General features: G+C 51.0%; 25 protein-coding genes and 1 tRNA gene. 3 read left to right on the forward strand and 23 right to left on the reverse strand.

Annotated elements, in window-relative coordinates; translation table 11 throughout:
* Window positions 1-77: 77 nt before the first annotated feature.
* The 9 genes from KXU80_RS18360 to KXU80_RS18400 all read right to left on the reverse strand — a co-directional run bounded on the left by KXU80_RS18360 (window position 78) and on the right by KXU80_RS18400 (window position 10,626).
* On the reverse strand, window positions 78-1,595 hold the full coding sequence (locus KXU80_RS18360) for a M23 family metallopeptidase (RefSeq protein ID WP_219834655.1): 1,518 nt from the start codon (window positions 1,593-1,595) through the stop codon (window positions 78-80).
* A 134-nt stretch (window positions 1,596-1,729) separates the two neighbouring features.
* Complete coding sequence (locus KXU80_RS18365) at window positions 1,730-2,533, reverse strand: hypothetical protein (protein WP_219834656.1); 804 nt, start codon at window positions 2,531-2,533, stop codon at window positions 1,730-1,732.
* Between the two features lie 145 nt (window positions 2,534-2,678).
* Window positions 2,679-3,965 (reverse strand): adenylosuccinate synthase, encoded by a 1,287-nt coding sequence (locus KXU80_RS18370; RefSeq protein WP_219834657.1) that lies wholly within the window; start codon window positions 3,963-3,965, stop codon window positions 2,679-2,681.
* Between the two features lie 181 nt (window positions 3,966-4,146).
* A complete protein-coding gene (gene dnaB / locus KXU80_RS18375) occupies window positions 4,147-5,511 on the reverse strand; it encodes a replicative DNA helicase (RefSeq protein ID WP_219834658.1) in 1,365 nt (454 codons plus the stop codon).
* A gap of 25 nt (window positions 5,512-5,536) precedes the next feature.
* Window positions 5,537-5,980, reverse strand: a complete 444-nt coding sequence (gene rplI, locus KXU80_RS18380) for a 50S ribosomal protein L9 (RefSeq protein WP_219834659.1) — start codon at window positions 5,978-5,980, stop codon at window positions 5,537-5,539.
* Window positions 5,977-7,938, reverse strand: a complete 1,962-nt coding sequence (locus KXU80_RS18385) for a DHH family phosphoesterase (protein WP_219834660.1) — start codon at window positions 7,936-7,938, stop codon at window positions 5,977-5,979. Before KXU80_RS18385 ends, rplI begins: the two co-directional genes overlap by 4 nt.
* Before the next feature lie 20 nt (window positions 7,939-7,958).
* A complete protein-coding gene (locus KXU80_RS18390) occupies window positions 7,959-8,861 on the reverse strand; it encodes a DUF2232 domain-containing protein (RefSeq protein WP_219834661.1) in 903 nt (300 codons plus the stop codon).
* Window positions 8,862-9,030: 169 nt separating this feature from the next.
* Window positions 9,031-9,468, reverse strand: coding sequence for a CBS domain-containing protein (locus tag KXU80_RS18395; protein WP_219834662.1), 438 nt, complete (start codon window positions 9,466-9,468; stop codon window positions 9,031-9,033).
* 69 nt (window positions 9,469-9,537) lie between these two features.
* A complete protein-coding gene (locus KXU80_RS18400) occupies window positions 9,538-10,626 on the reverse strand; it encodes an LCP family protein (RefSeq protein WP_219834663.1) in 1,089 nt (362 codons plus the stop codon).
* Between the two features lie 211 nt (window positions 10,627-10,837).
* Here KXU80_RS18400 and KXU80_RS18405 point away from each other — a divergent pair, with 211 nt between their 5' ends.
* Complete coding sequence (locus KXU80_RS18405) at window positions 10,838-11,191, forward strand: DUF4870 domain-containing protein (protein WP_219834664.1); 354 nt, start codon at window positions 10,838-10,840, stop codon at window positions 11,189-11,191.
* Between the two features lie 50 nt (window positions 11,192-11,241).
* On the opposite strand, the gene rpsR is transcribed toward KXU80_RS18405, so the two are convergent.
* The 3 genes from rpsR to rpsF are packed head-to-tail and all read right to left on the reverse strand — an operon-like array spanning window position 11,242 to window position 12,422.
* Window positions 11,242-11,520 (reverse strand): 30S ribosomal protein S18, encoded by a 279-nt coding sequence (gene rpsR / locus KXU80_RS18410; protein ID WP_090649321.1) that lies wholly within the window; start codon window positions 11,518-11,520, stop codon window positions 11,242-11,244.
* Between the two features lie 18 nt (window positions 11,521-11,538).
* Complete coding sequence (locus KXU80_RS18415; protein WP_219834665.1) at window positions 11,539-12,093, reverse strand: single-stranded DNA-binding protein; 555 nt, start codon at window positions 12,091-12,093, stop codon at window positions 11,539-11,541.
* Window positions 12,094-12,137: 44 nt separating this feature from the next.
* Window positions 12,138-12,422: a 30S ribosomal protein S6 gene (gene rpsF, locus KXU80_RS18420; RefSeq protein WP_219834666.1), complete on the reverse strand. Its 285-nt coding sequence runs from the start codon at window positions 12,420-12,422 to the stop codon at window positions 12,138-12,140.
* A 235-nt stretch (window positions 12,423-12,657) separates the two neighbouring features.
* Between rpsF and KXU80_RS18425 the strand changes: the two genes are divergently transcribed.
* A complete protein-coding gene (locus tag KXU80_RS18425) occupies window positions 12,658-12,837 on the forward strand; it encodes a YjzC family protein (protein WP_219834667.1) in 180 nt (59 codons plus the stop codon).
* Window positions 12,838-13,200: 363 nt separating this feature from the next.
* On the opposite strand, the gene KXU80_RS18430 is transcribed toward KXU80_RS18425, so the two are convergent.
* The 3 genes from KXU80_RS18430 to KXU80_RS18440 form a co-directional block, all read right to left on the reverse strand.
* Window positions 13,201-13,291: transfer RNA gene (locus tag KXU80_RS18430), tRNA-Ser, on the reverse strand.
* Window positions 13,292-13,350: 59 nt separating this feature from the next.
* Complete coding sequence (locus KXU80_RS18435) at window positions 13,351-13,590, reverse strand: DUF951 domain-containing protein (protein WP_219834668.1); 240 nt, start codon at window positions 13,588-13,590, stop codon at window positions 13,351-13,353.
* 34 nt (window positions 13,591-13,624) lie between these two features.
* Window positions 13,625-13,870, reverse strand: a complete 246-nt coding sequence (locus KXU80_RS18440; RefSeq protein WP_219834669.1) for a putative Se/S carrier protein — start codon at window positions 13,868-13,870, stop codon at window positions 13,625-13,627.
* Between the two features lie 263 nt (window positions 13,871-14,133).
* On the opposite strand from KXU80_RS18440, the gene yyaC reads away from it, so the two are divergent.
* The gene (yyaC, locus tag KXU80_RS18445) at window positions 14,134-14,727 is read left to right on the forward strand and encodes a spore protease YyaC (RefSeq protein WP_219834670.1); all 594 of its coding nucleotides are present in this window, start codon (window positions 14,134-14,136) and stop codon (window positions 14,725-14,727) included.
* On the opposite strand, the gene KXU80_RS18450 is transcribed toward yyaC, so the two are convergent.
* The 8 genes from KXU80_RS18450 to mnmE all read right to left on the reverse strand — a co-directional run bounded on the left by KXU80_RS18450 (window position 14,699) and on the right by mnmE (window position 23,277).
* Window positions 14,699-15,193 carry a DUF4446 family protein gene (locus KXU80_RS18450; protein ID WP_219834671.1) on the reverse strand — a complete coding sequence of 165 codons (495 nt, stop codon included), beginning with the start codon at window positions 15,191-15,193 and terminating at the stop codon, window positions 14,699-14,701. The two genes, yyaC and KXU80_RS18450, sit on opposite strands and share 29 nt — an antisense overlap.
* A 29-nt stretch (window positions 15,194-15,222) precedes the next feature.
* Window positions 15,223-16,398, reverse strand: a complete 1,176-nt coding sequence (locus KXU80_RS18455; protein ID WP_219834672.1) for an aminotransferase class V-fold PLP-dependent enzyme — start codon at window positions 16,396-16,398, stop codon at window positions 15,223-15,225.
* 115 nt (window positions 16,399-16,513) lie between these two features.
* Window positions 16,514-17,365, reverse strand: a complete 852-nt coding sequence (locus tag KXU80_RS18460; RefSeq protein ID WP_219834673.1) for a ParB/RepB/Spo0J family partition protein — start codon at window positions 17,363-17,365, stop codon at window positions 16,514-16,516.
* Window positions 17,346-18,119 (reverse strand): ParA family protein, encoded by a 774-nt coding sequence (locus KXU80_RS18465; RefSeq protein ID WP_219834674.1) that lies wholly within the window; start codon window positions 18,117-18,119, stop codon window positions 17,346-17,348. Before KXU80_RS18465 ends, KXU80_RS18460 begins: the two co-directional genes overlap by 20 nt.
* A gap of 147 nt (window positions 18,120-18,266) precedes the next feature.
* Entirely contained in the window at window positions 18,267-19,088 is an 822-nt protein-coding gene (noc, locus tag KXU80_RS18470) for a nucleoid occlusion protein (RefSeq protein ID WP_219834675.1), read from the reverse strand.
* Between the two features lie 162 nt (window positions 19,089-19,250).
* A complete protein-coding gene (gene rsmG, locus KXU80_RS18475) occupies window positions 19,251-19,973 on the reverse strand; it encodes a 16S rRNA (guanine(527)-N(7))-methyltransferase RsmG (protein WP_219834676.1) in 723 nt (240 codons plus the stop codon).
* A 2-nt stretch (window positions 19,974-19,975) separates the two neighbouring features.
* Window positions 19,976-21,865: a tRNA uridine-5-carboxymethylaminomethyl(34) synthesis enzyme MnmG gene (gene mnmG, locus KXU80_RS18480; RefSeq protein ID WP_219834677.1), complete on the reverse strand. Its 1,890-nt coding sequence runs from the start codon at window positions 21,863-21,865 to the stop codon at window positions 19,976-19,978.
* A 32-nt stretch (window positions 21,866-21,897) separates the two neighbouring features.
* On the reverse strand, window positions 21,898-23,277 hold the full coding sequence (gene mnmE / locus KXU80_RS18485) for a tRNA uridine-5-carboxymethylaminomethyl(34) synthesis GTPase MnmE (RefSeq protein ID WP_219839108.1): 1,380 nt from the start codon (window positions 23,275-23,277) through the stop codon (window positions 21,898-21,900).
* Window positions 23,278-23,298 lie beyond the last annotated feature (21 nt).

The raw sequence follows: 23,298 nt of genomic DNA on the forward strand, positions 1-23,298 counted from the left end.
GAACAGAACCAAATAAATACAAAAAACACCGCCGCGGCATTAAAGCCGGGCAGTGTTCCATGAACGAAGCTTGGATTTTACAAATATTTGAGCGGGTTCTGAAGCTCGCCGTTCTTGTGAACCTCAAAGTGCAGATGCGTGCCGAAGGAGTGACCGGTATTTCCCATAATGCCGATCTTGCTGCCCTGCTCGACGGATTGCCCTTTCTTCACCAGAATTTTGCTCAAGTGGCCGTAATACGTTTCGTACCCGTTCTGATGGTTGATAATGATGCAGTTTCCAAGACCCGGACGCGTGCCGGTGAAGGTCACGACGCCGTTGTCCGCCGCCATGATGGTGTGGCCTCCGACCATATCGACGCCGCGGTGCAGCGCGCCCCATCTCATACCGAAGAAACTGGTCAAACGATGTCCCGTAACCGGCCAAGCGAACCGACCGCTGCCTTCACCGATAATGACCTTCGTTCCCTTCATAATGATCGCGGGAACGGACGGCTCAAGCACGACCTCGCTGATCAACTCTTCGCTCATCAGATAGCCGTTTTGCTTCACCAGGCGGTATACCAATTGCTTCTTGCCGCTTTGGCCCTGGCGGATGATTTTCTGCTTTCCAGACTTCATGTTGCTGTTCTTCTGGAAAACCGTGATCGGTTCGATGGATTCCGTCTCCGTCACGTTCTCCACCGTCTCGACCGTTACCTCCGGCTGCAGGACTGTCAGATCGAGCACATCGCCGACTTTAATCATATCGTCTTTGATCCATTTGTTGCGTTCGTAGATGACCTGCGGCGAAATACCGAACTCATGTGCGATACAACCCACGCAGTCTCCGTCCTTGACGGTATATTTCTTCGGCTTCACCGTACCCTTGATGAGCTTAAGATACAGCTCCTCAGGATTCGCCAGCTCTGATGGCTGAACCTCGGCCTCGCCCGTTGCGATCTTCTCGACAAATTTCACGGATTTCAACGCCGTCTTCGATTTCACGCTGCCATCCGAGGAATAGGAGAGCGCCGTGACTTCCGTCTTCCGGGATTTGGTCGTCGGTGCGTATTTGCCCTGCACCCGCTCCAGCAGCTCGGCCGCCGTCGCCTTGTCTTTCACGACGCCGATGCGCTTGCCGTCCACGACCAGCTCCACGCCTACGGCATGCGATGCCATCAAGCCATCCAGCTTCTTCAGCGTTGCCGCCGTATCCGGCTTGGCATTGTAAGCGCTTTTAGATCCGTATGTGATCGTACCCGCATCAAGCACAACTTGTACATCTGCATGTTCAGCCGTCAACTGCTTCTGTTTCGTACTGATGTAATCCGTGACTTGATCCTTCGCGGCAACTTCGCCGACTAAGCTTCCATTGTGAAACACTTCGACATAATTAACGGTGTGTGCCTTCAAATACTCCGTGCCGCTGAAGCCAGCAAGAATGAGGACGGCTGCAGCGCCTCCAATCAAGAGGAACGGTCTGCGGCGCAGTCGCTTGCTTGAATCATGTGTATCGTTAGCATTGGCTGCATGTTTAAGGTCTACGCGCCGAAAAGTCTGTCGGAACGAATTCCACACTTTTCGGAATCGACCCTTGTCCGTAAAAAAGGTCATGATCGTCTCCTTTTCGCGATATGTTGCCATTTTTTGATGGGATCTGACAATGAAAATTCTACATTGTCCAGCTACGAGTTATACTGTAACATACCGCAATATACAGGTTCAACCAAACGACCTTTAACTTGACATTAATATTTGCTCAGAATTGCAACCATTTCATCGTACTCCGATCGGTCCAAATATTGGGCCATTAGCTGCTGTACTTGGGTCAATTCATCGCTCGTCAAACCGTTCTCCATCAGTGAAGAAATCTTCTGCAGCGCATCCTGCGGAAGCTTCGTCATGATGACATTGAACAGCTTCTCCTTGTCGGCTTGGCTGATTTGCGATTTGGCTGCATTGATCTCGTCCGTCGACATCGCTACTTCGTCCTTTGGTGCATCGCCTTCGCCGGCATCCGTTCCTTCGCTGCCCGCTCCCGTACCGCTCTGCCCGCCGGATACGGTACCGCTGTTGCCCTTCGGTCCCGCGCCTCCGCCGATGTCGCTCAATTCGCCTTCCTGCGCATCGCCAAACGCGTCGACGGAGCCGTCGGCATCCTTGCCGCTGTGCGGGTTCGATGACGTATCGGAACCGATACCGCCCGATGACGAATCAGCCGAAGACGTGTCCTTATCCCCGGTCTTGTCATTGCTCGCCGTCCCATCGTTGTTCTGCTTCCCGTTATCCGCGCCGTTGTCCGTATTGCCCGAAGCCGTCGACTTCACCTCCGGATTGGCCCCCCATAAATTGCCCCATACCCCACTCATAGCAAAAGGCTTCTCATCAAGCGGTACATGAAACTGCTTCAGCAGCGTCTCCACATAACTGTTCACGACATACCCTGTCGTCCAAATCGACAGGAAGCTGATCAATAGCGCAGCTGCCGCCAGCTTAGCGGCCGCAGCCACGACTTTCCCTGTAATCTTCCACATTTCTATCACCCTTTGCATTCGGCCGCCTCTTAAATAGGCAGCTAGATTGACAAGGGCATTTCGCCCATACTCCCTAGTATGGGCACCGGGGGGAAGAACCATTCACTTCCTCGGGCAAAAAGAAAGAGGACAGCGATTACTCGCCATCCTCATTAGGTTCGGTTTAGATATAAATCGGTGCCACCGGGTTCGTCTGCTCACGGTTACGACCTACGGAGAAGATCGCAATTGGGATGCCCGTCAGTTCCGATACGCGTTCTACGTAACGGCGCGTGTTTTCGGGTAGATCCGCCAGCGTCTTCGCGTTCGAGATATCCTCGCTCCAGCCTGGAAGCTCTTCATAGACGGCTTCGCATTCCGAAATCAGCTTCAAGCTTGCCGGGTAATGCTCGATCACTTCGCCACGCAGCTTGTAGCCGGTGCAAATTTTGACCGTTTCAAGGCCGGACAACACGTCAAGCGAGTTCAGGGATAAGCCCGTAATTCCGCTGACGCGGCGCGCATGGCGGACGACGACGGTATCGAACCAGCCGACGCGGCGCGGACGGCCTGTAACCGTGCCGTACTCGTGGCCTTTCTCGCGGATCCAGTCGCCCGTCTCATTGCTGAGCTCTGTCGGGAAAGGACCGTCGCCGACGCGCGTCGTGTATGCTTTCGCTACGCCGATGACTTGTTGAATCTTCGAGGGACCGACGCCGGAACCGATACATACGCCGCCCGCCGTTGGGTTTGACGAAGTTACGTACGGATACGTGCCTTGGTCGATGTCCAGCATAACGCCCTGCGCGCCTTCGAACAATACGCGTTTGTTGCTGTCGATCGCGTCGTTCAGAACAACGGATGTGTCCGTTACGTACGGACGAAGGATCTCAGCATAACCCAGGTATTCTGTCAAAATTTGATCGGCATCCAGCTTCTCGCCGCCATATACCTGCTCAATAACTTGGTTCTTCTCAACAACGAGACGGCGAAGCTTCGTTTCGAATTCCTCGGCATCGAGCAGATCCGCGACGCGAATCCCGTTGCGAGCAGCTTTATCCATATAGCAAGGGCCGATCCCTTTGCGGGTCGTGCCGATTTTGTTGTCGCCTTTGCGCTCTTCTTCCAAACCGTCCAGCACAAGATGATACGGCATGATGAGATGCGCACGGTCGCTGATTTTCAAGTTTTCGGAAGAGAAGCCGTGTTCATGTATATAATTGATTTCGTCGATGAGAGCGGATGGATTGATGACCATGCCGTTGCCGATGACGCACACTTTATTTTCATTGAAAATACCGGACGGGATCATGGTGAGCTTATACTTCTTATTCCCGATCATGATCGTATGGCCTGCGTTGTTTCCCCCTTGATACCGGGCTACAACATCTGCACCATCCGCCAGAAAGTCGGTGATTTTTCCTTTGCCTTCGTCTCCCCACTGGGTTCCGACTACAACTACCGTTGACATGGATATACCCCCATTACAAGTTTTGCGCGCAATTCTTAACACAGCAAATGACTGCCTCTGGGCAGCATTCTTAGTGTAGCAGTCCATATAGGTAAAGTCAACGAAAAAGCGAACGATTATAAGGCTGTCTCAGCGATTGTTCGGAAATAGAAAAATCACTGCGGCATCCCGGTTCAAATTACTAGGATGCGTGGCCCGGTTCCTGATGGGAACGGTCCAAGCCGACAAATTTATTGAAATTTTTCAAGAAAGCAAGCTCAACGGTGCCGACAGGACCGTTCCGCTGTTTGGCGATAATGATTTCGATGATATTTTTCTTCTCCGATTCCTTATCGTAGTAATCGTCCCGGTATAGAAACGCTACGATATCGGCATCCTGCTCGATGGAACCGGATTCCCGAAGGTCAGACATCATCGGACGCTTGTCCTGCCGCTGCTCAACGCCCCGGCTCAACTGCGACAGCGCGATAACCGGCACTTCCAGCTCACGCGCGATCTGTTTCAGCGTACGGGAAATCTCGGATACTTCCTGCTGCCGGTTCTCGCCGGCCTTGCCCCGCCCTTGGATGAGCTGCAGGTAGTCGATCAGAATCATGCCAAGGCCGCGTTCCTTCTTGAGCCGACGGCACTTCGCCCGAATATCGGCCACTGTAATGCCCGGCGTATCGTCGATGTAGATTTGCGCTTCCGAGAGCGAGCCGATCGCCATCGTTAGTTTTTCCCAATCGTCGCCTTCCAGATACCCTGTACGCATGCGGCCCGCGTCGACGTTGGATTCGGCGCAGATCATCCGCTGCACGAGCTGGGCTGCGGACATCTCGAGACTGAAGATCGCGACCGTCTCGCGGGCACGAACGCCTACGTTCTGGGCAATATTCAGCGCGAACGCCGTCTTCCCTACAGAAGGACGCGCCGCAACGATGATCAAGTCATTGCGCTGGAAGCCGGATGTCATCTTGTCCAAATCGGTAAAGCCCGATGGGATTCCCGTCGAGCCGCCTTTGTTGGAGTACAAGTGCTCAACCCGCTCGAATACGTCCATCAGCACGTCGCGGATCGATATAAATCCGCTGCTGGAGCGTCGGTTGGACAGCTCCATGATGCGTGCTTCCGCGTCGCTCAGCATAAGGCCAACGTCGTCTGCCGCGGCATAGCCGTCCGAGACGATATTGGTCGCCGTACGAATAAGGCGGCGCAGCATGGACTTTTCTTCTACGATTTGCGCGTAGTAGTCCACGTTCGCCGCCGTCGGTACCGAGTTGCCAAGCCGCGACAAATAGCTGACGCCGCCGATTTCCTCCAGCTGCTGCCGGTCCTGCAGGTAAGCCGTCAGGGTGACCAAGTCGATCGGCTGGCTGGCTTCGCCGAGCTCCACCATCGCATCGTAAATCAATTGATGCGACGGCAGATAGAAGTCCTCGCTCCGCAGCCGCTCCATGGCCGTAATGAGCGCTTCTGTTTGCAGCAAGACCGCGCCCAGCACCGCCTGCTCCGCTTCCATGTTCTGCGGCGGCACGCGGTCAAACATCGTCAGCTCGTCACTCATGTCTCCCCTGGCTCCTTCGTTTGCGTTATTCTTCCGAGGCATGGACGCTCAGCTTCGCTTTCACTTCGGGATGCAGCTTCACCGTTACCTGCGTAACACCCAGCGTACGGATCGGCTCTTCCAGCTCAATCTTGCGTTTGTCGATCTTCACGCCCTGCGCCTCAAGCGCCTCGGCGATTTGCTTGCTCGTAATGGCGCCGAACAGACGGCCGCCTTCGCCGGCTTTGGTCTTCACGACGACTTTCAATGCTTCCAAGCGGCTAGCCAGCGCCTGCGCATCTTCCTTCTCTTTCTCTTTTTTGCGCTTCTCTGCCGCGTTCTGCAGGTCCAGCGTCTTCAGGTTGCCGTCCGATGCCGGCTTTGCAAGGTTTTTCGGGAACAAGAAATTACGCACGTACCCTTCAGAGACTTCCTTGATTTCGCCCTTCTTGCCCTGTCCTTTTACGTCTTGCAGAAAAATCACTTTCATTCAAATAACCCCTCTTCCGTATTGAGTTCGCGCAGCACCTGCTTCAGACGCTGCGCCGCTTCGATTGCGGTGCCTTCCATCTGAGCCGCGGCATTCGTCAAGTGACCGCCGCCGCCCATTCTTTCCATGACAACCTGCACGTTCATGTGGCCCAGCGACCGTGCGCTGATGCCGATTAATCCGTCTGGCCGTTCGCCGATGACGAAGGAAGCCAGAACGTCCGTCATATTGAGCAGCGTATCCGCCGTCTGTGCGATAAGGAGCTGTGAATATTGGCGTCCCTGCTCCGTCACGGCAATAGCGATATGATCATAGACGATTTCCGCGAGCTTGATCATTTCCGCTTTCTTGATATATTCAGTTAGGTCTTCCTTCAGCATCCGCTGGATGAGCGTGGAATCCGCGCCGTTGCGGCGAAGGAAAGAGGCCGCTTCGAAAGTCCGTGAGCCGGTGCGAAGCGAGAAGCTCTTCGTATCGACCGTGATGCCCGCCAGCAGCGCAGTCGCTTCCTTCACATCCAGCAGTACTCGGTCGTGAATGTACTGCAGAAGCTCCGTTATCAATTCGCACGTAGACGAGGCATATGGCTCCATATAGACCAGGATTGTATTTGAGATGAACTCCTCGCCGCGTCGGTGATGGTCGACGACGACGATTCGGTCTGTCAGCGCCAACAGCCTCGGCTCCTTCACCATCGACGCTTTGTGTGTGTCGACGACGACGACGAGCGTCTTATGGTCCACAATGCCAAGCGCATGCTCCGGCGAGATGAACCGCTTGGCGAAGCGTTCGTCTTCCTTCAGCATCTCCATCATCTTCTGAATCGCAGGATTGATGCCTTCCAGCACGATATACGCTTCCTTGTTGAACAGCAGCGCGGCCTTCAACACGCCGATGGCCGCTCCGATCGCGTCCATATCCGGCATCTTATGCCCCATGATGACCACACGGTCGCTGTCGCGCATCAGGTCGCGAAGCGCATGCGCCACGACGCGCGCACGCACGCGTGTGCGCTTCTCTACGGCATTGGATTTGCCGCCGTAGAACGATTGCCGCTGGCCGATTCTGACCGCCGCCTGATCGCCGCCGCGGCCGAGCGCGATGTCGAGACTCGTCTGCGCCCAGTGGCCAAGCTCGACGATGCTCTCTGCGCCGGCTGCGAACCCGACGCTGAGCGTCATCGGAATTTTGTTCTCCGCGGTAATCTCGCGCACCTCATCAAGCAGCACGAAGCGAGACAGCTCCAGCTGCTTCAGCGTCCGCTGATCCGTAATGACAAGATAGCGGTCTGACGTAAGCCGCTTCAGGTAGACATGGAATTTGCTCGCCCACTCCGTAATCTCGGCGGTTGCCTTGGACAAGAGCGTGCTCCGCTGCTGGTCATCCATCCCCTGTGTAACCTCTTCCAGGTTATCCATCATGACGATGCCAAGCGCAAGCTTCTCTTCCTCGTAGCGCTTCGCCAGCTGCCAGCGCTGCGTAATATCGCGCAAATACAGCAGCCGCTCGTCGAAGCGAAACATCAGCTCGTAGATGGAGCCGCCAATTGCCGCCTCCATCGTGCCTTCCCGCTCCTTCGCCTGCGATAGCGAAGGGAATAAGTCTTCCAGTGACTCGCCAACGACGGACTCCCGCTCCAGCATGTGCGTGACGAACGCATTATGCCATTCCACGGTCTTTTCTTCGTTATAGAGAATAATACCGAACGGCAAGTCGCTGATGACTTCATTACCAGCCTTCTTCACGCGATAGGACAGCGTCCCGAGGTACATCTTCAGATCTCGGCGGAACGCCCGCTCTGCCATGACGGAATACACGCCTATGGCGCCGGACAACAGAAGTCCGACCATGCCGAGCTTCCATTCGTACGCCGCAAGCGCCACCGTCAACAAAATCATCAGCACGAACGCCCACAAATGGTGCATCCCGTGCCATCGTTTAATTAAAAACTTTGGCATCTTCTATTTCGCCCCTGTTGTCACGATTTCTTAAACGCTCTTCGGATCGGAAAGGCTGCATCCAGCACCCCGATCAAGCTAAACGGCGGAAAAATCGCAACGATAATGGACAACAGCACCGGAATCGACTTATTCCATTTTCGCTCATGCGCCAGGAAGAAGAAGAATCCCATCGCCTGAATGGAGAAGACGAGCTGCATCAGCGGAACCAAATTATGAAGCGCCACCGTCATGAACGAAGTACCGTTGTTCGGCACAGCCATATCCGCTACCAAGACGATTAAATAGTAAATGACAAAAATTCGCGGCAGCTTCCATTCTCTTGCCGGCTGCAGCCGGGGAATGGTTATTCCCGACGCGCGGAGCGCAGGCCCTGCAATGGCATGCGCAAGCACCGCCAGCATGAACGATGAGACAAAGAGAAACAACGGAATAGAATGAATGAGATTCTGGATGTAGGACTCTGTAACTTCGGCCGTCCACACGCTTGGCATCAGCCCTTGCTGGTTTAAGCTGTCCACCGTCCCGACGATGACGCTGCGAATTTCCCGCAGCAGCGAGAAGTCGAAGAGGACATCGAAGAGCACAAGCTCCAGCAGCAACTGTGCAAGCAGCGTCAGAATGACGGCCGTCAGCGTCTTGCGTGCAGGCGAACCCTTGCGGTACATATGCCCCATCACAATAGATGGCACCAAGAAGAACAAGCCTACAATCAGCGCGGCCGGGCCCAAAACAACGACGCCGATGCCGTATACAACTGCCATATGCAGTGCAAACGAGCGTTTCGACAGCGTCGTGTACAACATAACCATGGGTACCATCATGACGACCAATGCGACCGCATTCAGCAGCGGCACGGCGATCGCAAGTAGCAGCAGCAGTGCCGCGGCGCTCCACAGTATGGATTTCAAACCGGTTTTCAACCCGTTCACCTCTTGCTTTAGTTACTAGTGCGAAGCCTAAGCTTTACTCCCCATTATATCATAAAACAAGTATGGCCACACAGGCCTCCCATCCCCGCACGGACGACTGGCAGCCCCCCTGCGGCACAATGCAAAAAACGCCGCCCTCTTCCGAGGACGGCGTTTCGCTTCAACCTGCGGCCATTTCTTTCTTGGCTTCAATCGCTTTAACGATGATGGCTTCGCAATAATCAATAATGTCGCTGCGGCGAACGATGCCGATGAACCGGTTCATATCATCAATCACCGGCACGAAATTTTGCACCTTGGCCAGCGATACAAGGTCTTCCATATTGGCATCAATGAGGACGGAGCGGTTAGCGAGCCGCATCTGTACTTCTGAAAGCTTGATTTTGTTCGTCTGTTCGAACGTTACCTGCGGGTTGTTCTTCATGTACCAGAGCAAATCGCCTTCCGTCAATGTACCGGCATAATGCCCTTCATTGTCCAGAATCGGCACTGCCGTGTAACGGTGATGCTCCATACGCTCGAGCGTTTGCCGAAGCGTCGCATCCATGGTCAGCCACACTACTTCTTGTTTCGGTAATAAGAAAAATGCGATATTCATGCGTGTCGCCCACTTCCCTTCTTCTTCATCCGTTTGCAGGAAGAGCTTTGGGCAAAATGGCTTGCTGCCTTATTTCTTCGCAGTGCTATCCGCCGGCTTGGCTGATAACGACTCCACCGGTTTGTCGATTTTGTTCTGATAGTCCTCTGGAAGCGGCAGCTGCGCCTTCGTTTTGGCCGGGTCCAGCCAAGCCTCGATGAGAGCCGAGGTTTTTGCCAAATCTTCTTCGTCCGCAAAATAATACCACGCACCGTGACTTACTTTACGATGTCCTTCGCCTTTCAGCGTATGGCTGTAGATCGTGCGGTTGTCGCTTTGCAGCATGCTTTTTGCCAAATCGATCAAGTGCTCGGGCGTCAGGTCGGTACTGAAATTGCTGCCCATAATTTCAATCATTTGCGGAATTTTCGACCACTGACTGACATTGGAGGCTTTGTTCATAATGGCATTGAGAAACACCTGATGGCGGCCTGCGCGGCTCGTATCCCCTCCGGCATCTTCCCGGTAACGTACGTAGTTTAGCGCCTCTGTGCCGTCATACAGATCCTTGCCTGCTTTGACCACGAACTTCTCATGATCGGCATCGTCATTCACAAGATCTTCCGTGATGGGAAGCGATATGCCGCCCATGGCGTTAATGACATCCCGGAAGCCCGCGAAGTTAATTGTAGCATAATGATTGACTCCGGTGCCAAACAACTTCTCCACCGTTTCAACCGACATATTCGCGCCGCCGAACGCGTACGCATGCGTAATCTTGTCCTGCCACTGCTCACCGGACTTCGTTGTTTTGCCGACGATATCGACATACGTATCACGCGGGATGGAGATCATCAGAATCGCACCGTCTATGGGCCGGATGACGGTATAAATCATCGTATCGGATCGGCCGATTTCCTTGTCCCTCTGATCGACGCCAAGGAGCAGCATGGAGAAAGGCTCCTCTTTCCTATAGACAGTCTCTACCGGCATTGGACGGCCTTCCAGCGGCTTGTAGGAGCCTTCCAGCTTCTTCGCCACGCTGTGGGACAAGAACGTGTCAAAGCCCCACATGGCAAGCGCACTGCGATTGTAATATCCTAGGGCGACGCCCAGCACGACAAAGGCTATAATTGCAGCCAACCATTTATATGTTCTGGATTTTCGAGGCTGTGACATAATGAGGTAACGCTCCTATCTGCTGCGAATCTATTTACACGCTTTATCCTCATTCTAAACGATAGCTTGCATGGGAAAGTTACAAATGGTTTACGATACATCCACGAACACACGCTGAAGCCCCTCTGCCAATTACGAAACTAAATAGGGGGGATCTGCATAGTTCGGCTGCTTCCGGAATAAATTGCTATCAAAGGATGGTGAGCCAAGGATGCAGGCACCGCATTTCGGACCCGATCCATCATCGACGGGCATCGACCCCAAAGTCGTTGGTTTGCTTTGTTACGTCGGCTGTTTCATAACAGGCATTTTATTCCTTGCCATCGAGAAGAAAAGTGCATTCGTCAAGTTCCACGCGATGCAGTCGGTCATCGTGTTTGTCACCGTGTTTGTTCTTAATATTGTGCTCGGCTTTATTCCGTTTATCGGCTGGTTTCTTGGTTTATTGCTAGCACCGCTGGCATTTATTTTATGGATTGTCTGCATGCTCCTTGCGCTTCAGGGCAAATGGTTCAAGCTGCCCATTATCGGAGACTATGCCGAGCAGCAGGCAAGCAAGTTTTAACAGCTCCATACATAAGAAAAGGCAGCCAATTGGCTGCCTTTTTTATATTCCTATTCCGTTGTGTAAGGCAACAGCGCAACTTGACGCGAACGCTTGATAGCGATCGTCAGAAGGCGTTGGTACTTCGCGCTTGTTCCTGTTACACGACGTGGCAAGATTTTGCCGCGCTCGCTGATAAATTTACGAAGCAGGTCCGTATCTTTATAGTCAATGTGTGTAATTTTGTTAGCTGTGAAGAAACATACTTTACGGCGTTTGTTACGGCCTTTACGGCCGCCGAATTTGCGTTCTGGACGCTCGTCGCCACCATCTCTTTGTTTAAAGCTCATGTTCATCCGTCCTTTCGTTTAGAATGGCAAATCATCTTCCGATATATCGATCGGGCGCCCGTCATCCGAGAACGGATCACGGCCGTTGTTGTTCCGAGGTGTACCTCCTGAACGGTTGCCTCCGCCTTGTGAACCGCCGCCGTTGTTACCGCCGAAGCCGCCTTGATTGCCTCCGCCGTAACCGCCGTTTCCATTTCCACCGCCGAAATTGCCGCCTTCTTCACGCGGACCGTTATCCCGGTTGCCGGATTCCAAGAAACGCACGTTATCGGCAATGATTTCCGTCACATAGACGCGCTTGCCTTCGTTGTTCTCGTAATTCCGCACCTGCATACGGCCTTCAACCGCCGTTAAGCGGCCTTTGCGCAAATAATTGGCACATGTTTCAGCCAGCTGGCGCCAAGTAACGATTGGAATAAAATCCGCTTCGCGTTCGCGCTGCTCGCCTTGGCCTCCGCTAGAAAATGGACGATCCACCGCAAGTGTAAATTGCGTTACCGCAACGCCTGCAGGGGTATAGCGCATTTCAGGATCCTTTGTTAATCTGCCGATGAGAATAACACGGTTCAACATCGTTCTTTCGCCTCCAATCAAAACATCGCTTGCGCTAGATGAGACTAGGCTACATCTTTAGTGATCAGGGATCGGATAACTTCATCCGAAATTTTCATGACGCGGTCAAGTTCAGCTACAACTGCTGGAGTTGCATTGAAATGAACGAGAACGTAAATACCGTCACGAACCTTATTGATCTCATACGCAAGGCGGCGTTTACCGATCACGTCATGCTTAATGATCTCTCCGCCGTTTCCGATGATTGCTTGGAACTTGTCAGTCAGGGCTTGTACCGACTCTTGTTCCACATCCGGACGAATGATGTACATCACTTCGTATTTGCGCATTTGTTTCACCTCCTCTTGGACTATGCGGCCCCTCTAAGGGGCAAGGAGCGAGTAAATTTCTTTCTCGCATACCTGAATACTATATCAAATTTACTGAGTACTTGACAAGTGCGGATTTCATGCTTGTCCTGCCTCATTCTTCCGTTCATGCCTGGCCCGTTTCTGATGCACACTAATACTCGGGGTCATCCCCTTCCCTTCCTATCCAACAGTGACTAACGGAGGTGCAGCAGCAATGGGTGAATGGACAGAATTCAGGCCGGGCGACCGGGCGCCAAACGATGGCACGTATATCGAGATCGGCGAAGCATCGTTCCATATGGGCGTAAACAATCCGAAGAAGGTCAGACTGAACAGAGGCGACGTTTTCCCGGCAACATCGAACAAAGACCGCAAGTGGAAACACATGAAATAATTTTGATCGAAGTCTGAATATTCCCCGGCATTGTGGAGCATCATAGCTTTGACGGTGTAGAGAGAGGTGTGGTTCCGTTGAACTTAAATGTGCACGAACCTCAAGGAGATTTTGTCCACTCAGCATAGAAGCGGAGGGATGTGCCAAAGACCAGTGTCTGTAACACACGCACACCGATTAAAAACCGGTGACCAAGGTTTCTAACCGAAAGCTTTGTGATGACTGTTTTCTACACTTAAGCACCGTCGGAGAAGGGCTCGCAAGAGCCCTTTTTTCTTTGCCGACGATCGTACTGCCATTAATGAATTCGATAACAAGCAAAAAACCGACTCGGTGACCGAGTCGGTTTGAATTTGCTTATGATGGCGGAGAAGGTGGGATTCGAACCCACGCACGCTGTGACACGCCTAGCTGATTTCGAGTCAGCCCCCTTGGGCCTCTTGGGTACCTCTCCATAAAGGTCAGTCAGCAAAAATTATATTACCATGCTGCTCGTCCAAATGCAAGCTTTTTTCATTCGGCCGCTTCTGAACCGCTTCCTCCCTCTTGTTCAACCTTCTCGGCAGCCGATCGAAGCACCTTTTTGAGGTTCTTCTCGAACTTTGCCCGCGGGATAAGAACGCTGTGCTTGCAGCCTACGCATTTAATGCGGATATCCATCCCCATGCGGATAATTTCCATTTCATTCGTTCCGCAAGGGTGCTGTTTTTTCATCTGGACGATATCCCCAAGCTCGAATTGTTTTCTCTCCATAACGCCCACTCCTTCTCCTGTATTGGACTTTTATTTACCCTTGCAAATCAACCGGTTCATATCGTTCATCAACCTGCCGAAATATCCCCCTGATTTCTACCCGTTCCTGAACGATCACTGCTTTTGCCGCTTCTAAACTCTCGTCCGGAAATTCAATTGAGAGAGCACAGCCCGCTGTTATTTGCTTGGGGGTTGGACGGATGTCTATCTCAATATCAGCATATTCTAATAGCATCTCTGCCCGCAGCGCCTGCTGCGTGGAGTCGAATGCAATCAACATCTCTGCTCTCCTCCTTCACAGAATCGTTGCAGCCTTCCGTACCTATTGAAACGGAACATCAGCCGTATATCCCAGTGTGCCTTGATGCGCCGCCATTTCCCAGATCGTAAGACAAAGCGTGCCGAATGACAACTTTCCTGCAGACCGAGTATAAAATGGTTGTCCCATCCATATACTAGTAACCAAGCGTTGCATCAGCCGTTCTATCAAAAGCTTCTTGCTTGTACCATCGACATTCATAGAGTTTTACGGGAGGGAAATCTATGAAATTGCCAGGAATGAAAGAAACGCCGCTGAAAGTCCCCTACACGGAGCCCAACATTACCGGCCTTCTTATTCATCGCATGACTTATCTGCTCGACAATATTCCATCCGACCGGAGAATTGTCGTCGTATGCGTTGGCACCGACCGCTCCACGGGTGATTCGCTCGGCCCACTTGTTGGAACTTCATTAAGCAAGTACCGCAGCCCCTTCTTCGATCTCTACGGCACGCTCGAGGAGCCCGTGCATGCCATGAACTTAGACGAGACGTTAATCAATATCAACAAACGTACGCGCAAGCCCTTCGTCATCGGTATTGATGCGTGTCTCGGCCAAGCTGCGAGCGTCGGCTGTATCCAAGTCGGCAACGGTCCCGTCAGACCGGGTGCCGGCGTCAACAAGGATCTGCCGCCCGTTGGAGATATCCATATTACCGGCATCGTGAATGTAGGCGGGTTTATGGAGTATTTTGTTCTGCAAAATACCAGACTTCATCTCGTCATGCGCATGTCGGAAATTATTGCTCACAGCCTATTCTCGGCGATCGTCAAATGCTCGCGTCCGACTACGCTTCCCGTCGCAACGCCAGATTAATGGCTTCGATTTCTTCAGGTGTGAGTGTATATTTGGACTGCCCTTCTTTGAGCGGTTTCGCATAAATAAACGTCTGATCGCGGCCATGAATCCCGCTTAGCACCATGCCGTCCTTCTCATCACTAATGACTGCGATGGAGAAACTCAGATCATTTCCTCGCTCTTCAAATGCATTGTAGCGATGGATGCCTACATTTCCTTTCTTCCTTCTTACGGTTTCGCCCAGTGATTGAACGGTTTGTTTCAAGCTGACATGCCCTCCCTCTTGTTCATGCAGCCGCTGCTTCAGATGAATAATAACATGCTCCAGGTCCTCGACACCGGTCCCGTCCATAAACTGCGAATAGCTCTTGCGCAGCTTTTTCAGCTTATTGCTAAGGGTAAAGCTTCTAATGAGTAAAATGACAGCAATGACAAGCAGCCCTATCGTGATCCAGTCAAACGGCCGCTCAATGATTTGATCCATGATTCGTTTCTCTCCCCTGTTGATTCACCTTAGCTGTAATGTCGATTAATTTCTTTCACCGCTCCAACGAATGTCTCTACCTCGTCAGCCGTCGAAAAGCATCCCACACTTGCACGTATTGCACCGGTTTCTAATGTCCCTGCTGTGCCATGAGCAAGCGGCGTACAATGAAACCCTGTTCGAACCGCTATGTTGTAATGCTGGTCCAAAATAAATCCAATTTCCGAGGGATCTGCCCCCGGGATTACGAATGAAACGATACCGGTTCGCGGACGTCCAAGTGCTGGCCCAAGTATACGAATATCATTCACTTCAAGTAATCCCTGCATCATCTGCTGCGTCAGCGCCCATTCTTTAGTATGGATGTTTCGGACGGTCTCATGCAATACATGCTGAACGCCCGCTTTTAATCCACTAATTCCCGCCGTATTGTGTGTTCCCGCTTCGAAGCGGTCCGGTCGCACCGCAGGCTGCTCGATTGCCTCCGATTGACTGCCCGTCCCACCGTGCATTAGCGGCTCCAAATCAACGTCTGGGTGTATGTATAGTCCGCCTGTCCCCTGCGGCCCTAGAAGCCCTTTGTGGCCGGGAAACGCGAGCAAATCAATCCCCATCGCCTCTACGTCTATATCCAGTAGGCCTGCCGTCTGTGCAGCATCCACCAGCAGCTTAATTCCTCTTCGACGCGTCATTTCACCTATTGCTTCAACCGGTAGTATAGAACCTAATAAATTCGAGCTGTGGTTAACTACGACCAGCTTCGTATTCGGTTGAATAGCAGCTTCCACCTGTTCCGCTTCTAACTCCCCGGCTTCATTAGGCTCAACATAGGTTACGTCAATAACGCCCAGCCTCTTCAAATACTCAAGCGGCCTTCGGACTGAATTATGTTCTACGGCAGTCGCTATTACGTGATCCCCCGGCTTCGCAAACCCCTTAATTGCCGTATTCAATGCCATCGTTGTATTAAGCCCGAAAGCAATGTCGTTTGGATTACTGATCCGGAACAACTTGGCAAGTGATTTACGCGTGTCAAACAATATACGGCTCGCTCGCATAGCCATTGCGTGACTTCCTCTTCCCGGATTTGCTCCATCATGCTCCATGGCATCCTTTACCGCTTCGATTACCGCGGCCGGCTTGGGCCAAGATGTCGCCGCATGATCGAGATAAATAAATGGCTTCTCATGTTCTTGCTGCCGCATCCCATTCCGCCCCCTTCTGCTTAATCCTAACAATAGCATACTTGATTGGCAGTCGTGCTTCAAACATCGCCAAATCAAGTATGCTATATAAGAGGTAACATCTATGCGTGTTCCTTTATGATAATTGCTGCAGCAGCTCAAGCAGCCGCTCCAGATCTTGTTTATTGTAGTACAGCAATTCTATTCGTCCTTTATCCTTCTGTTGTTTAATCTTGACGGTCGTCTTGAATTGTTCTCGGAGCGTTTCCTCTATCTCGTCGATATACGGATCCTTTTTCTTCGAAACCGGTTCCTTCGCTTTATCAACGAGAGGTTGATCCAAGTTTTTAATTGCTTCCTCTAACTGCCTGACACTCCACTCATTAGCAATGGTCAGTTCAGCCAATTCCTTCTTACGCTTCTCTTCTTTCACCCCTACAATCGCCCTTGCATGTCCCATCGATAATGTTCCACGTGAAACATTTTCCTTGATCTGTTCGGGCAGTGAAAGCAGACGAAGGAAGTTCGCGATATGCGAGCGGGACTTCCCTACCTTCATTGACAACTCTTCCTGAGTAAGATCGAATTTGTCCATCAACGCTTGATAAGCCAAAGAAAGCTCGATCGCATTGAGATCTTCACGCTGGAGGTTTTCAATGAGAGCAATCTCCATCACTTGTTGATCGGAAAAGTTGCGAACGACTGCAGGGATCGTAGCATTTCCACATAGCTGTGAGGCACGGAACCGGCGTTCACCAGCAATGATTTCATACCCTTTTAGAACAGTGCGTACGATGATCGGCTGAATGACACCATGCTGCTTGATCGACTCCGCCAGTTCTTTAATCGCATCATCATCAAAGGTTTTACGCGGTTGATACGGATTCGGTCTTAATTGGGTAAGCTGTACTTCAACCACTTTATCGTCTTCACTGACAGAAAGTGATGGAATAAGCGCATCAAGTCCTCTACCTAGCCGCTTGCTCATACATAATCACTTCCTTCGCGAGTTCAAGGTACACCTCTGCTCCTTTGGATCTTGGATCATACGTAATGATAGATTGTCCATGCGAAGGGGCTTCGCTCAAACGAACGTTCCGCGGAATAATCGTTTGGTAAACCTTCTGCTGGAAATACTTCTTCACTTCTTCAATGACCTGGATGCCCAGGTTCGTACGTGCATCAAACATCGTAAGAAGAACACCTTCAATTTGAAGCGAAGTGTTCAGATGCTTTTGCACGAGGCGTACTGTATTTAAGAGCTGGCTAAGTCCTTCCAGCGCGTAATATTCACATTGAATCGGGATTATGACAGAATCAGAAGCCGTTAATGAATTGATCGTAAGAATGCCTAACGAAGGCGGGCAATCAATAAGAATATAATCATACTGATTTTTGACAAGCGACAGCGACTTCTTCAAACGCTGCTCACGGGATATGGTTGGCACCAGTTCAATTTCGGCGCCTGCCAGCTGAATCGTTGCCGGGATAATATTTAATCCCTCAATATTCGTTGCGCAGGTAGCTTCATTAGGATGCACATCATTAATAAGCACATCATAAATACAATGCGCTACATCCGCTTTATTGATTCCAATCCCGCTCGTTGTATTGCCTTGGGGATCAATATCAACAAGCAGTACCTTTTTACCCAGCGAAGCCAAACATGCACCCAGATTGACAGACGTGGTCGTTTTTCCGACACCGCCCTTCTGGTTCGTTATTGCTATCGTTTTAGACAAACCGTTCACCTCTATGCTGATTACTTATTGATGCCATCTACCGAGCAATATGAAACTATGAATCTCGTGTATACTACTGTAATTATTATTTCATAATGAAAAAACGACGATGCCGTCCTTGTTCTGGACGGCTGTCGACACTGCTATTTAACGTTTCGGAATCTTGATGACGATTTCATAATGATCATCGTAATCCTGTTCGTTTGTCTTAATTTGAAGTCCTGACCCTGACACCATATCAATCGACTGGCGTATGGTGTTCAATGCCAAGCGAACGTCTTTCGTAAATGAAATCCGTTTCGACTTCTTTGTTTTGACGGCTTCCTTATAGAAAGCTACTCGGGCTTCCGTTTGTTTCACGTTAAGCTCTTTAGTCATAATATCGTCCAGCACTTTGAGTTGCAACTCTTCCGTATCCAGAGAAAGCAGCGCTCTTGCATGACGCTCCGTTATCTTGCGTTCCATGAGCGCATTTTTGACGGTTTCACCTAGTCCCAACAATCTGATCTTATTGGCTATCGTTGATTGGCTCTTCCCCAGTCGCTGCGCCAAGCTTTCCTGCGTCAAGTTATGCAGATCTATCAACTTCTGATAGGCAACCGCTTCCTCAATCGAAGTTAAGCCTTCTCGCTGCAAATTCTCGATCAATGCAATTGAAGCAGCCTGGGAATCATTAAATTCCCGGATAATAGCAGGAATCGTTTCAAGCCCCAGCTTCTTTACTGCACGATATCGGCGTTCACCTGCGATAATCTCATATCTGCCGTTGCGAAGTCGAACTACGATGGGTTGAATGACCCCATGTGTTCGAATCGTTTGACTCAGCTCATCGATACGATCATCGTCAAAAACAGTACGCGGCTGGTAGGGACTTGTATCCACCTCACCGAGCGGAAGTTGTTTGACTTCATCTTGGTTTAGATTCTTTTGATCGCCTAAACCAAATAAACGTGAGAATTGTTCTTTCATAGCGTCAACATACCACCCGATTTCAAAGTGCCGAGTAACGTCGTTCATATATCATTCGTCGGCTGTAAGTTGATTTCCTGCTTGACACAGCGAGATTCTAAACAAAAGTCGCCACGATAATGTTCCACGTGAAACAATTTGCAATTATTCCCTACAGCTCATCTATACGATTGGCTGCTTTAACGGTAGGCCTGCTTTTCTTGGGTACTTAGCAGGTGTATCGGCAAGCTTGTCTATCACAATGATATGACGGTCAGATTGTTCAAAGGGCAGCTTCAGATGATGAACCTTCGTTAGCTTCGCACGCAGCTCCGATAAACTCCGCTTTGCTTCTGCCGTTTCCTCTGCGGGATCAGAGCCCTTCATAGCGATAAACACGCCGCCTTTCCTGACAAAAGGAAGACACAACTCATTTAATCCGCTAAGTCTTGCAACCGCTCTAGCCGTTACCACATCATACGCATCCCGATGAGCAGGCAACCGCCCGATATCTTCCGCACGACCGTGAACGCAAGCAACATGCTGGAAACCAAGCTCCTGTACAACATGCTCAAGAAATTGAATGCGTTTGTTGAGAGAATCAACAATGGTCACGCGTAGATGAGGGAAGCAGATTTTGAGCGGAATACTTGGGAAGCCAGCTCCCGATCCAATATCGGCAACAGCTGATACATCACTCATGTTCATAAAAAAAGAAAGGGTCACGGAATCATAAAAATGTTTCTCATAAACCGCTTCCCTCTCCGTAATGCCAGTCAAATTCATCTTCTCGTTCCATTCCACGAGCAGCGCATAATAGGATTGAAACTGTTGAAGCTGAAGCGGCGATATTGCCACTCCATGCTCCTCCAGCAATTGTACAAACCACGTCTCAGTCGAATTCATGTTTACCCCCGTGCTGCGACAACCTTATTGTAATGTTCCAAATAGACAAGCAGAATGGAAATATCAGCAGGCGTTACGCCGCCGATCCTCGATGCCTGACCGATAGATAACGGACGAATCGTGGACAGGTTTTGCTTAGCTTCCTTGGACAGGTTGGTGACAACCATATAATCAATATCGTCAGGAATCCGCTTCTTCTCCATCTTCGCCATCCGCTCTACCTGCAGCTGCTGCTTCTCGATATAACCTGCATACTTGATCTGAATTTCAACTTGTTCCTTCATATCCTCGGTAAGCTGTTCCTCAGAAGGAGACAATCGCTCAATCATGTCATACGTGATTTCAGGACGACGCAGTAAGGATAACGCATCCGTCGTCTGCTGGATAAGGGCTGTTCCGACTTCTTCCATCATGACAAGCGTTGCTTCATCAGGTTTAACCTTCACCGTTTTGAGCCGTTCGATCTCCTGCTCCACCATCATTTTCTTCGTCGTAAACTTATTGTACCTCGCTTCTGAAATCAGACCGATTTCATGCCCGATTGGCGTTAGACGCAGATCCGCATTATCATGCCGCAGAAGGAGTCGATATTCCGCACGGGACGTCAACAGACGATAAGGCTCCGTTGTTCCTTTCGTAACCAAATCGTCGATAAGAACGCCGATATAGCCTTGGGACCGCTCAACGATAACCGGCTGCTTCTCCTGTGCTTTCCGAGCCGCATTAATGCCGGCCATAATTCCTTGACCTGCTGCTTCCTCATAACCGGATGTACCATTAATTTGACCAGCTGTGAACAGTCCTGGAACAAGCTTCGTTTCAAGCGAAGGCCAGAGCTGCGTCGGAACGACGGCATCGTATTCAATAGCGTAGCCTGTACGCATCATCTCAACATTTTCCAAACCTGGAATAGAACGCAAGATGCTTAATTGCACGTCTTCCGGCATGCTGGTCGACAGCCCTTGGACGTAGTATTCGGATGTGTTCTTGCCTTCCGGCTCTAGGAAGATCTGATGCTTCGGTTTATCCGCAAAACGGACGATTTTATCTTCGATGGATGGACAGTACTTTGGCCCTGTTCCCTCAATCGCTCCTGAGAACATTGGTGCACGATGCAAATTGTCGTTGATGATCCGGTGCGTTTCCTCCGACGTATACGTCAGCCAGCACGGCAGCTGTTCATTGTCGGAGTATTCCGTCTCGTAGGAGAAGAATTTAGGCTTCTCATCACCAGGTTGAATTTCAGTTTTGGAGAAATCGATGGTGTCGCCGTGCACGCGCGGCGGCGTTCCGGTTTTGAACCGTACCAGTTCAAGTCCTAATGCACGCAGGCTTTCCGACAGCTTAATCGAAGGCTGCTGGTTATTCGGCCCGCTCTCATACATTAATTCACCCATAATGACTTTCCCGCGCAAGTAGGTGCCCGTCGTCACAACGATCGATTTAGCCCGGTACTCCGCCCCTGTCTTCGTCACAATGCCTACGCAGACGCCATCCTCAATGATGAGATCCTCCGCCATACCTTGGCGAAGTGTCAAATGGTCCGTCTCCTCGATCGTTTGCTTCATGAAATGCTGATATAAGAATTTATCGGCTTGCGCGCGAAGTGCATGAACAGCTGGACCCTTTCCTGTGTTCAGCATCCTCATTTGAATAAATGTCTTATCGATATTGCGGCCCATTTCACCGCCGAGCGCATCAATTTCACGAACGACATGTCCTTTCGCAGGACCGCCAATCGATGGATTGCATGGCATAAACGCCACCATATCCAGATTGATTGTGAGCAGCAGCGTCTCGCACCCCATCCGCGCAGAAGCCAGTGCAGCTTCACAGCCTGCATGCCCTGCACCTACAACAATAACGTCAAATTCACCTGCATGATATCCCATATCCTTATCCCTCCTTGCCTCAAAGACAATCATTATTTACCTAAACAAAACTGAGAGAAAATTTGATCAATAAGCGACTCAGCTACCGAATCTCCTATCAATTCACCCAACTGCTCCCATGCGGTTCGCACATCAATTTGCACAATATCAATCGGAATGCCCATCGCGGTAGCTTCAATCGCATCAATGAGCGATTGACGAGCATGATTCAATAACGTAATATGTCGAACATTGCTGACGTAAGTCAAATCAGCCGATTCCAGCTCACCGTTAAAAAACATCCGGCTAATGACGTTCTCCAGCTCATCCAGCCCCTGCTCCTTCAGAACAGACAATCGAACGATTGCCTCTTGAGGGAACCATTCCTCTACCTCTGAGGTCTCCAGCACAATCGGCAGATCCGTCTTGTTCAGCAGCACGACAACCTGTCGGCTGCGCAGCTGCTCCATCAGCTGGCGATCATCGGGATGAAGCGGCTCGTTGGCGTTTAGCACGAATAGAATGAGATCCGCTTCCTCAAGCGCTGTACGGGATCGTTCCACGCCAATCCGCTCCACCACGTCGGCCGTCTCGCGAATCCCCGCGGTATCCAACAGGCGCAGCGGAATACCGCCGAGCGTAATATACTCTTCAATGACATCCCGTGTTGTGCCCGGAATATCCGTTACAATTGCTTTGTTCTCCTGTACAAGCGCGTTCAGCAGCGAAGACTTGCCGACGTTCGGACGTCCAACAATAGCAGTTACAATGCCTTCACGTAATATCTTGCCTTCTGCAGCCGTTTTTAACAACCGCTCGATTTCCTGGCAGGCTTCTCCGCAGCGCTCGCGAATATAAGCGCTCGTCATGGATTCCACATCATGCTCCGGATAGTCAATATTGACCTCGATATGCGCAAGCAGTTCTATCAACCCATGGCGTAGTACCTTTACCTTTTTGGAAAGCGTGCCTTCCGCCTGCTTCAGCGCCACTGAGAACGCCCGATCCGACTTAGATCGGATCAGATCAATAACCGCCTCTGCCTGCGTAAGATCAATTCGTCCATTAAGGAAAGCGCGCTTCGTAAACTCGCCCGGCTCCGCTAATCGAATCTCTCCAGCACGCAGCAGAAGCTCCAGTACGCGCTTGACAGCGATAACGCCGCCATGCGTGCTAAGCTCGACAACATCCTCCGCCGTGAATGACCGAGGCCCCCTCATAATCGTTAGCAGAATTTCTTCTATCGTTTCACCATTGGCCGGATCGACAATATGACCATAATGGATGGTATGCGAATCCACTTCGGTAATATCCGTTTTGGAACGGAAATATCCTGCACATACGGCAACAGCCTCGGGTCCGCTGACCCGTATAATGGCAATGCCGCCCTCTCCGACAGCTGTCGAAATGGCGGCAATCGTGTCTTTAATCATCATATCATTTTCCCTCTTAAC

This window comes from Paenibacillus sp. R14(2021) (assembly GCF_019431355.1).
Classification (GTDB): Bacteria; Bacillota; Bacilli; order Paenibacillales; family Paenibacillaceae; genus Paenibacillus_Z.

What these genes read in the sequence shown, in the direction of transcription:
- KXU80_RS18370 (WP_219834657.1), bottom strand. Translation starts at nt 3,965, where the DNA reads ATGTCAACGGTAGTTGTAGTCGGAACCCAGTGGGGAGACGAAGGCAAA.
- rplI (WP_219834659.1), bottom strand. Translation starts at nt 5,980, where the DNA reads ATGAAAGTGATTTTTCTGCAAGACGTAAAAGGACAGGGCAAGAAGGGC.
- KXU80_RS18365 (WP_219834656.1), bottom strand. Translation starts at nt 2,533, where the DNA reads ATGCAAAGGGTGATAGAAATGTGGAAGATTACAGGGAAAGTCGTGGCT.
- rpsR (WP_090649321.1), bottom strand. Translation starts at nt 11,520, where the DNA reads ATGAGCTTTAAACAAAGAGATGGTGGCGACGAGCGTCCAGAACGCAAA.
- KXU80_RS18450 (WP_219834671.1), bottom strand. Translation starts at nt 15,193, where the DNA reads ATGGATCAAATCATTGAGCGGCCGTTTGACTGGATCACGATAGGGCTG.
- KXU80_RS18435 (WP_219834668.1), bottom strand. Translation starts at nt 13,590, where the DNA reads ATGGAGAGAAAACAATTCGAGCTTGGGGATATCGTCCAGATGAAAAAA.
- mnmE (WP_219839108.1), bottom strand. Translation starts at nt 23,277, where the DNA reads ATGATTAAAGACACGATTGCCGCCATTTCGACAGCTGTCGGAGAGGGC.
- dnaB (WP_219834658.1), bottom strand. Translation starts at nt 5,511, where the DNA reads ATGAGTGACGAGCTGACGATGTTTGACCGCGTGCCGCCGCAGAACATG.
- KXU80_RS18400 (WP_219834663.1), bottom strand. Translation starts at nt 10,626, where the DNA reads ATGTCACAGCCTCGAAAATCCAGAACATATAAATGGTTGGCTGCAATT.
- rpsF (WP_219834666.1), bottom strand. Translation starts at nt 12,422, where the DNA reads ATGCGCAAATACGAAGTGATGTACATCATTCGTCCGGATGTGGAACAA.
- KXU80_RS18455 (WP_219834672.1), bottom strand. Translation starts at nt 16,398, where the DNA reads ATGCGGCAGCAAGAACATGAGAAGCCATTTATTTATCTCGATCATGCG.
- KXU80_RS18425 (WP_219834667.1), top strand. Translation starts at nt 12,658, where the DNA reads ATGGGTGAATGGACAGAATTCAGGCCGGGCGACCGGGCGCCAAACGAT.
- KXU80_RS18460 (WP_219834673.1), bottom strand. Translation starts at nt 17,365, where the DNA reads ATGAGCAAGCGGCTAGGTAGAGGACTTGATGCGCTTATTCCATCACTT.
- KXU80_RS18440 (WP_219834669.1), bottom strand. Translation starts at nt 13,870, where the DNA reads ATGTTGATTGCATTCGACTCCACGCAGCAGGCGCTGCGGGCAGAGATG.
- KXU80_RS18415 (WP_219834665.1), bottom strand. Translation starts at nt 12,093, where the DNA reads ATGTTGAACCGTGTTATTCTCATCGGCAGATTAACAAAGGATCCTGAA.
- mnmG (WP_219834677.1), bottom strand. Translation starts at nt 21,865, where the DNA reads ATGGGATATCATGCAGGTGAATTTGACGTTATTGTTGTAGGTGCAGGG.
- yyaC (WP_219834670.1), top strand. Translation starts at nt 14,134, where the DNA reads ATGAAATTGCCAGGAATGAAAGAAACGCCGCTGAAAGTCCCCTACACG.
- rsmG (WP_219834676.1), bottom strand. Translation starts at nt 19,973, where the DNA reads ATGAATTCGACTGAGACGTGGTTTGTACAATTGCTGGAGGAGCATGGA.
- KXU80_RS18405 (WP_219834664.1), top strand. Translation starts at nt 10,838, where the DNA reads ATGCAGGCACCGCATTTCGGACCCGATCCATCATCGACGGGCATCGAC.
- KXU80_RS18360 (WP_219834655.1), bottom strand. Translation starts at nt 1,595, where the DNA reads ATGACCTTTTTTACGGACAAGGGTCGATTCCGAAAAGTGTGGAATTCG.
- KXU80_RS18385 (WP_219834660.1), bottom strand. Translation starts at nt 7,938, where the DNA reads ATGCCAAAGTTTTTAATTAAACGATGGCACGGGATGCACCATTTGTGG.
- KXU80_RS18395 (WP_219834662.1), bottom strand. Translation starts at nt 9,468, where the DNA reads ATGAATATCGCATTTTTCTTATTACCGAAACAAGAAGTAGTGTGGCTG.
- noc (WP_219834675.1), bottom strand. Translation starts at nt 19,088, where the DNA reads ATGAAAGAACAATTCTCACGTTTATTTGGTTTAGGCGATCAAAAGAAT.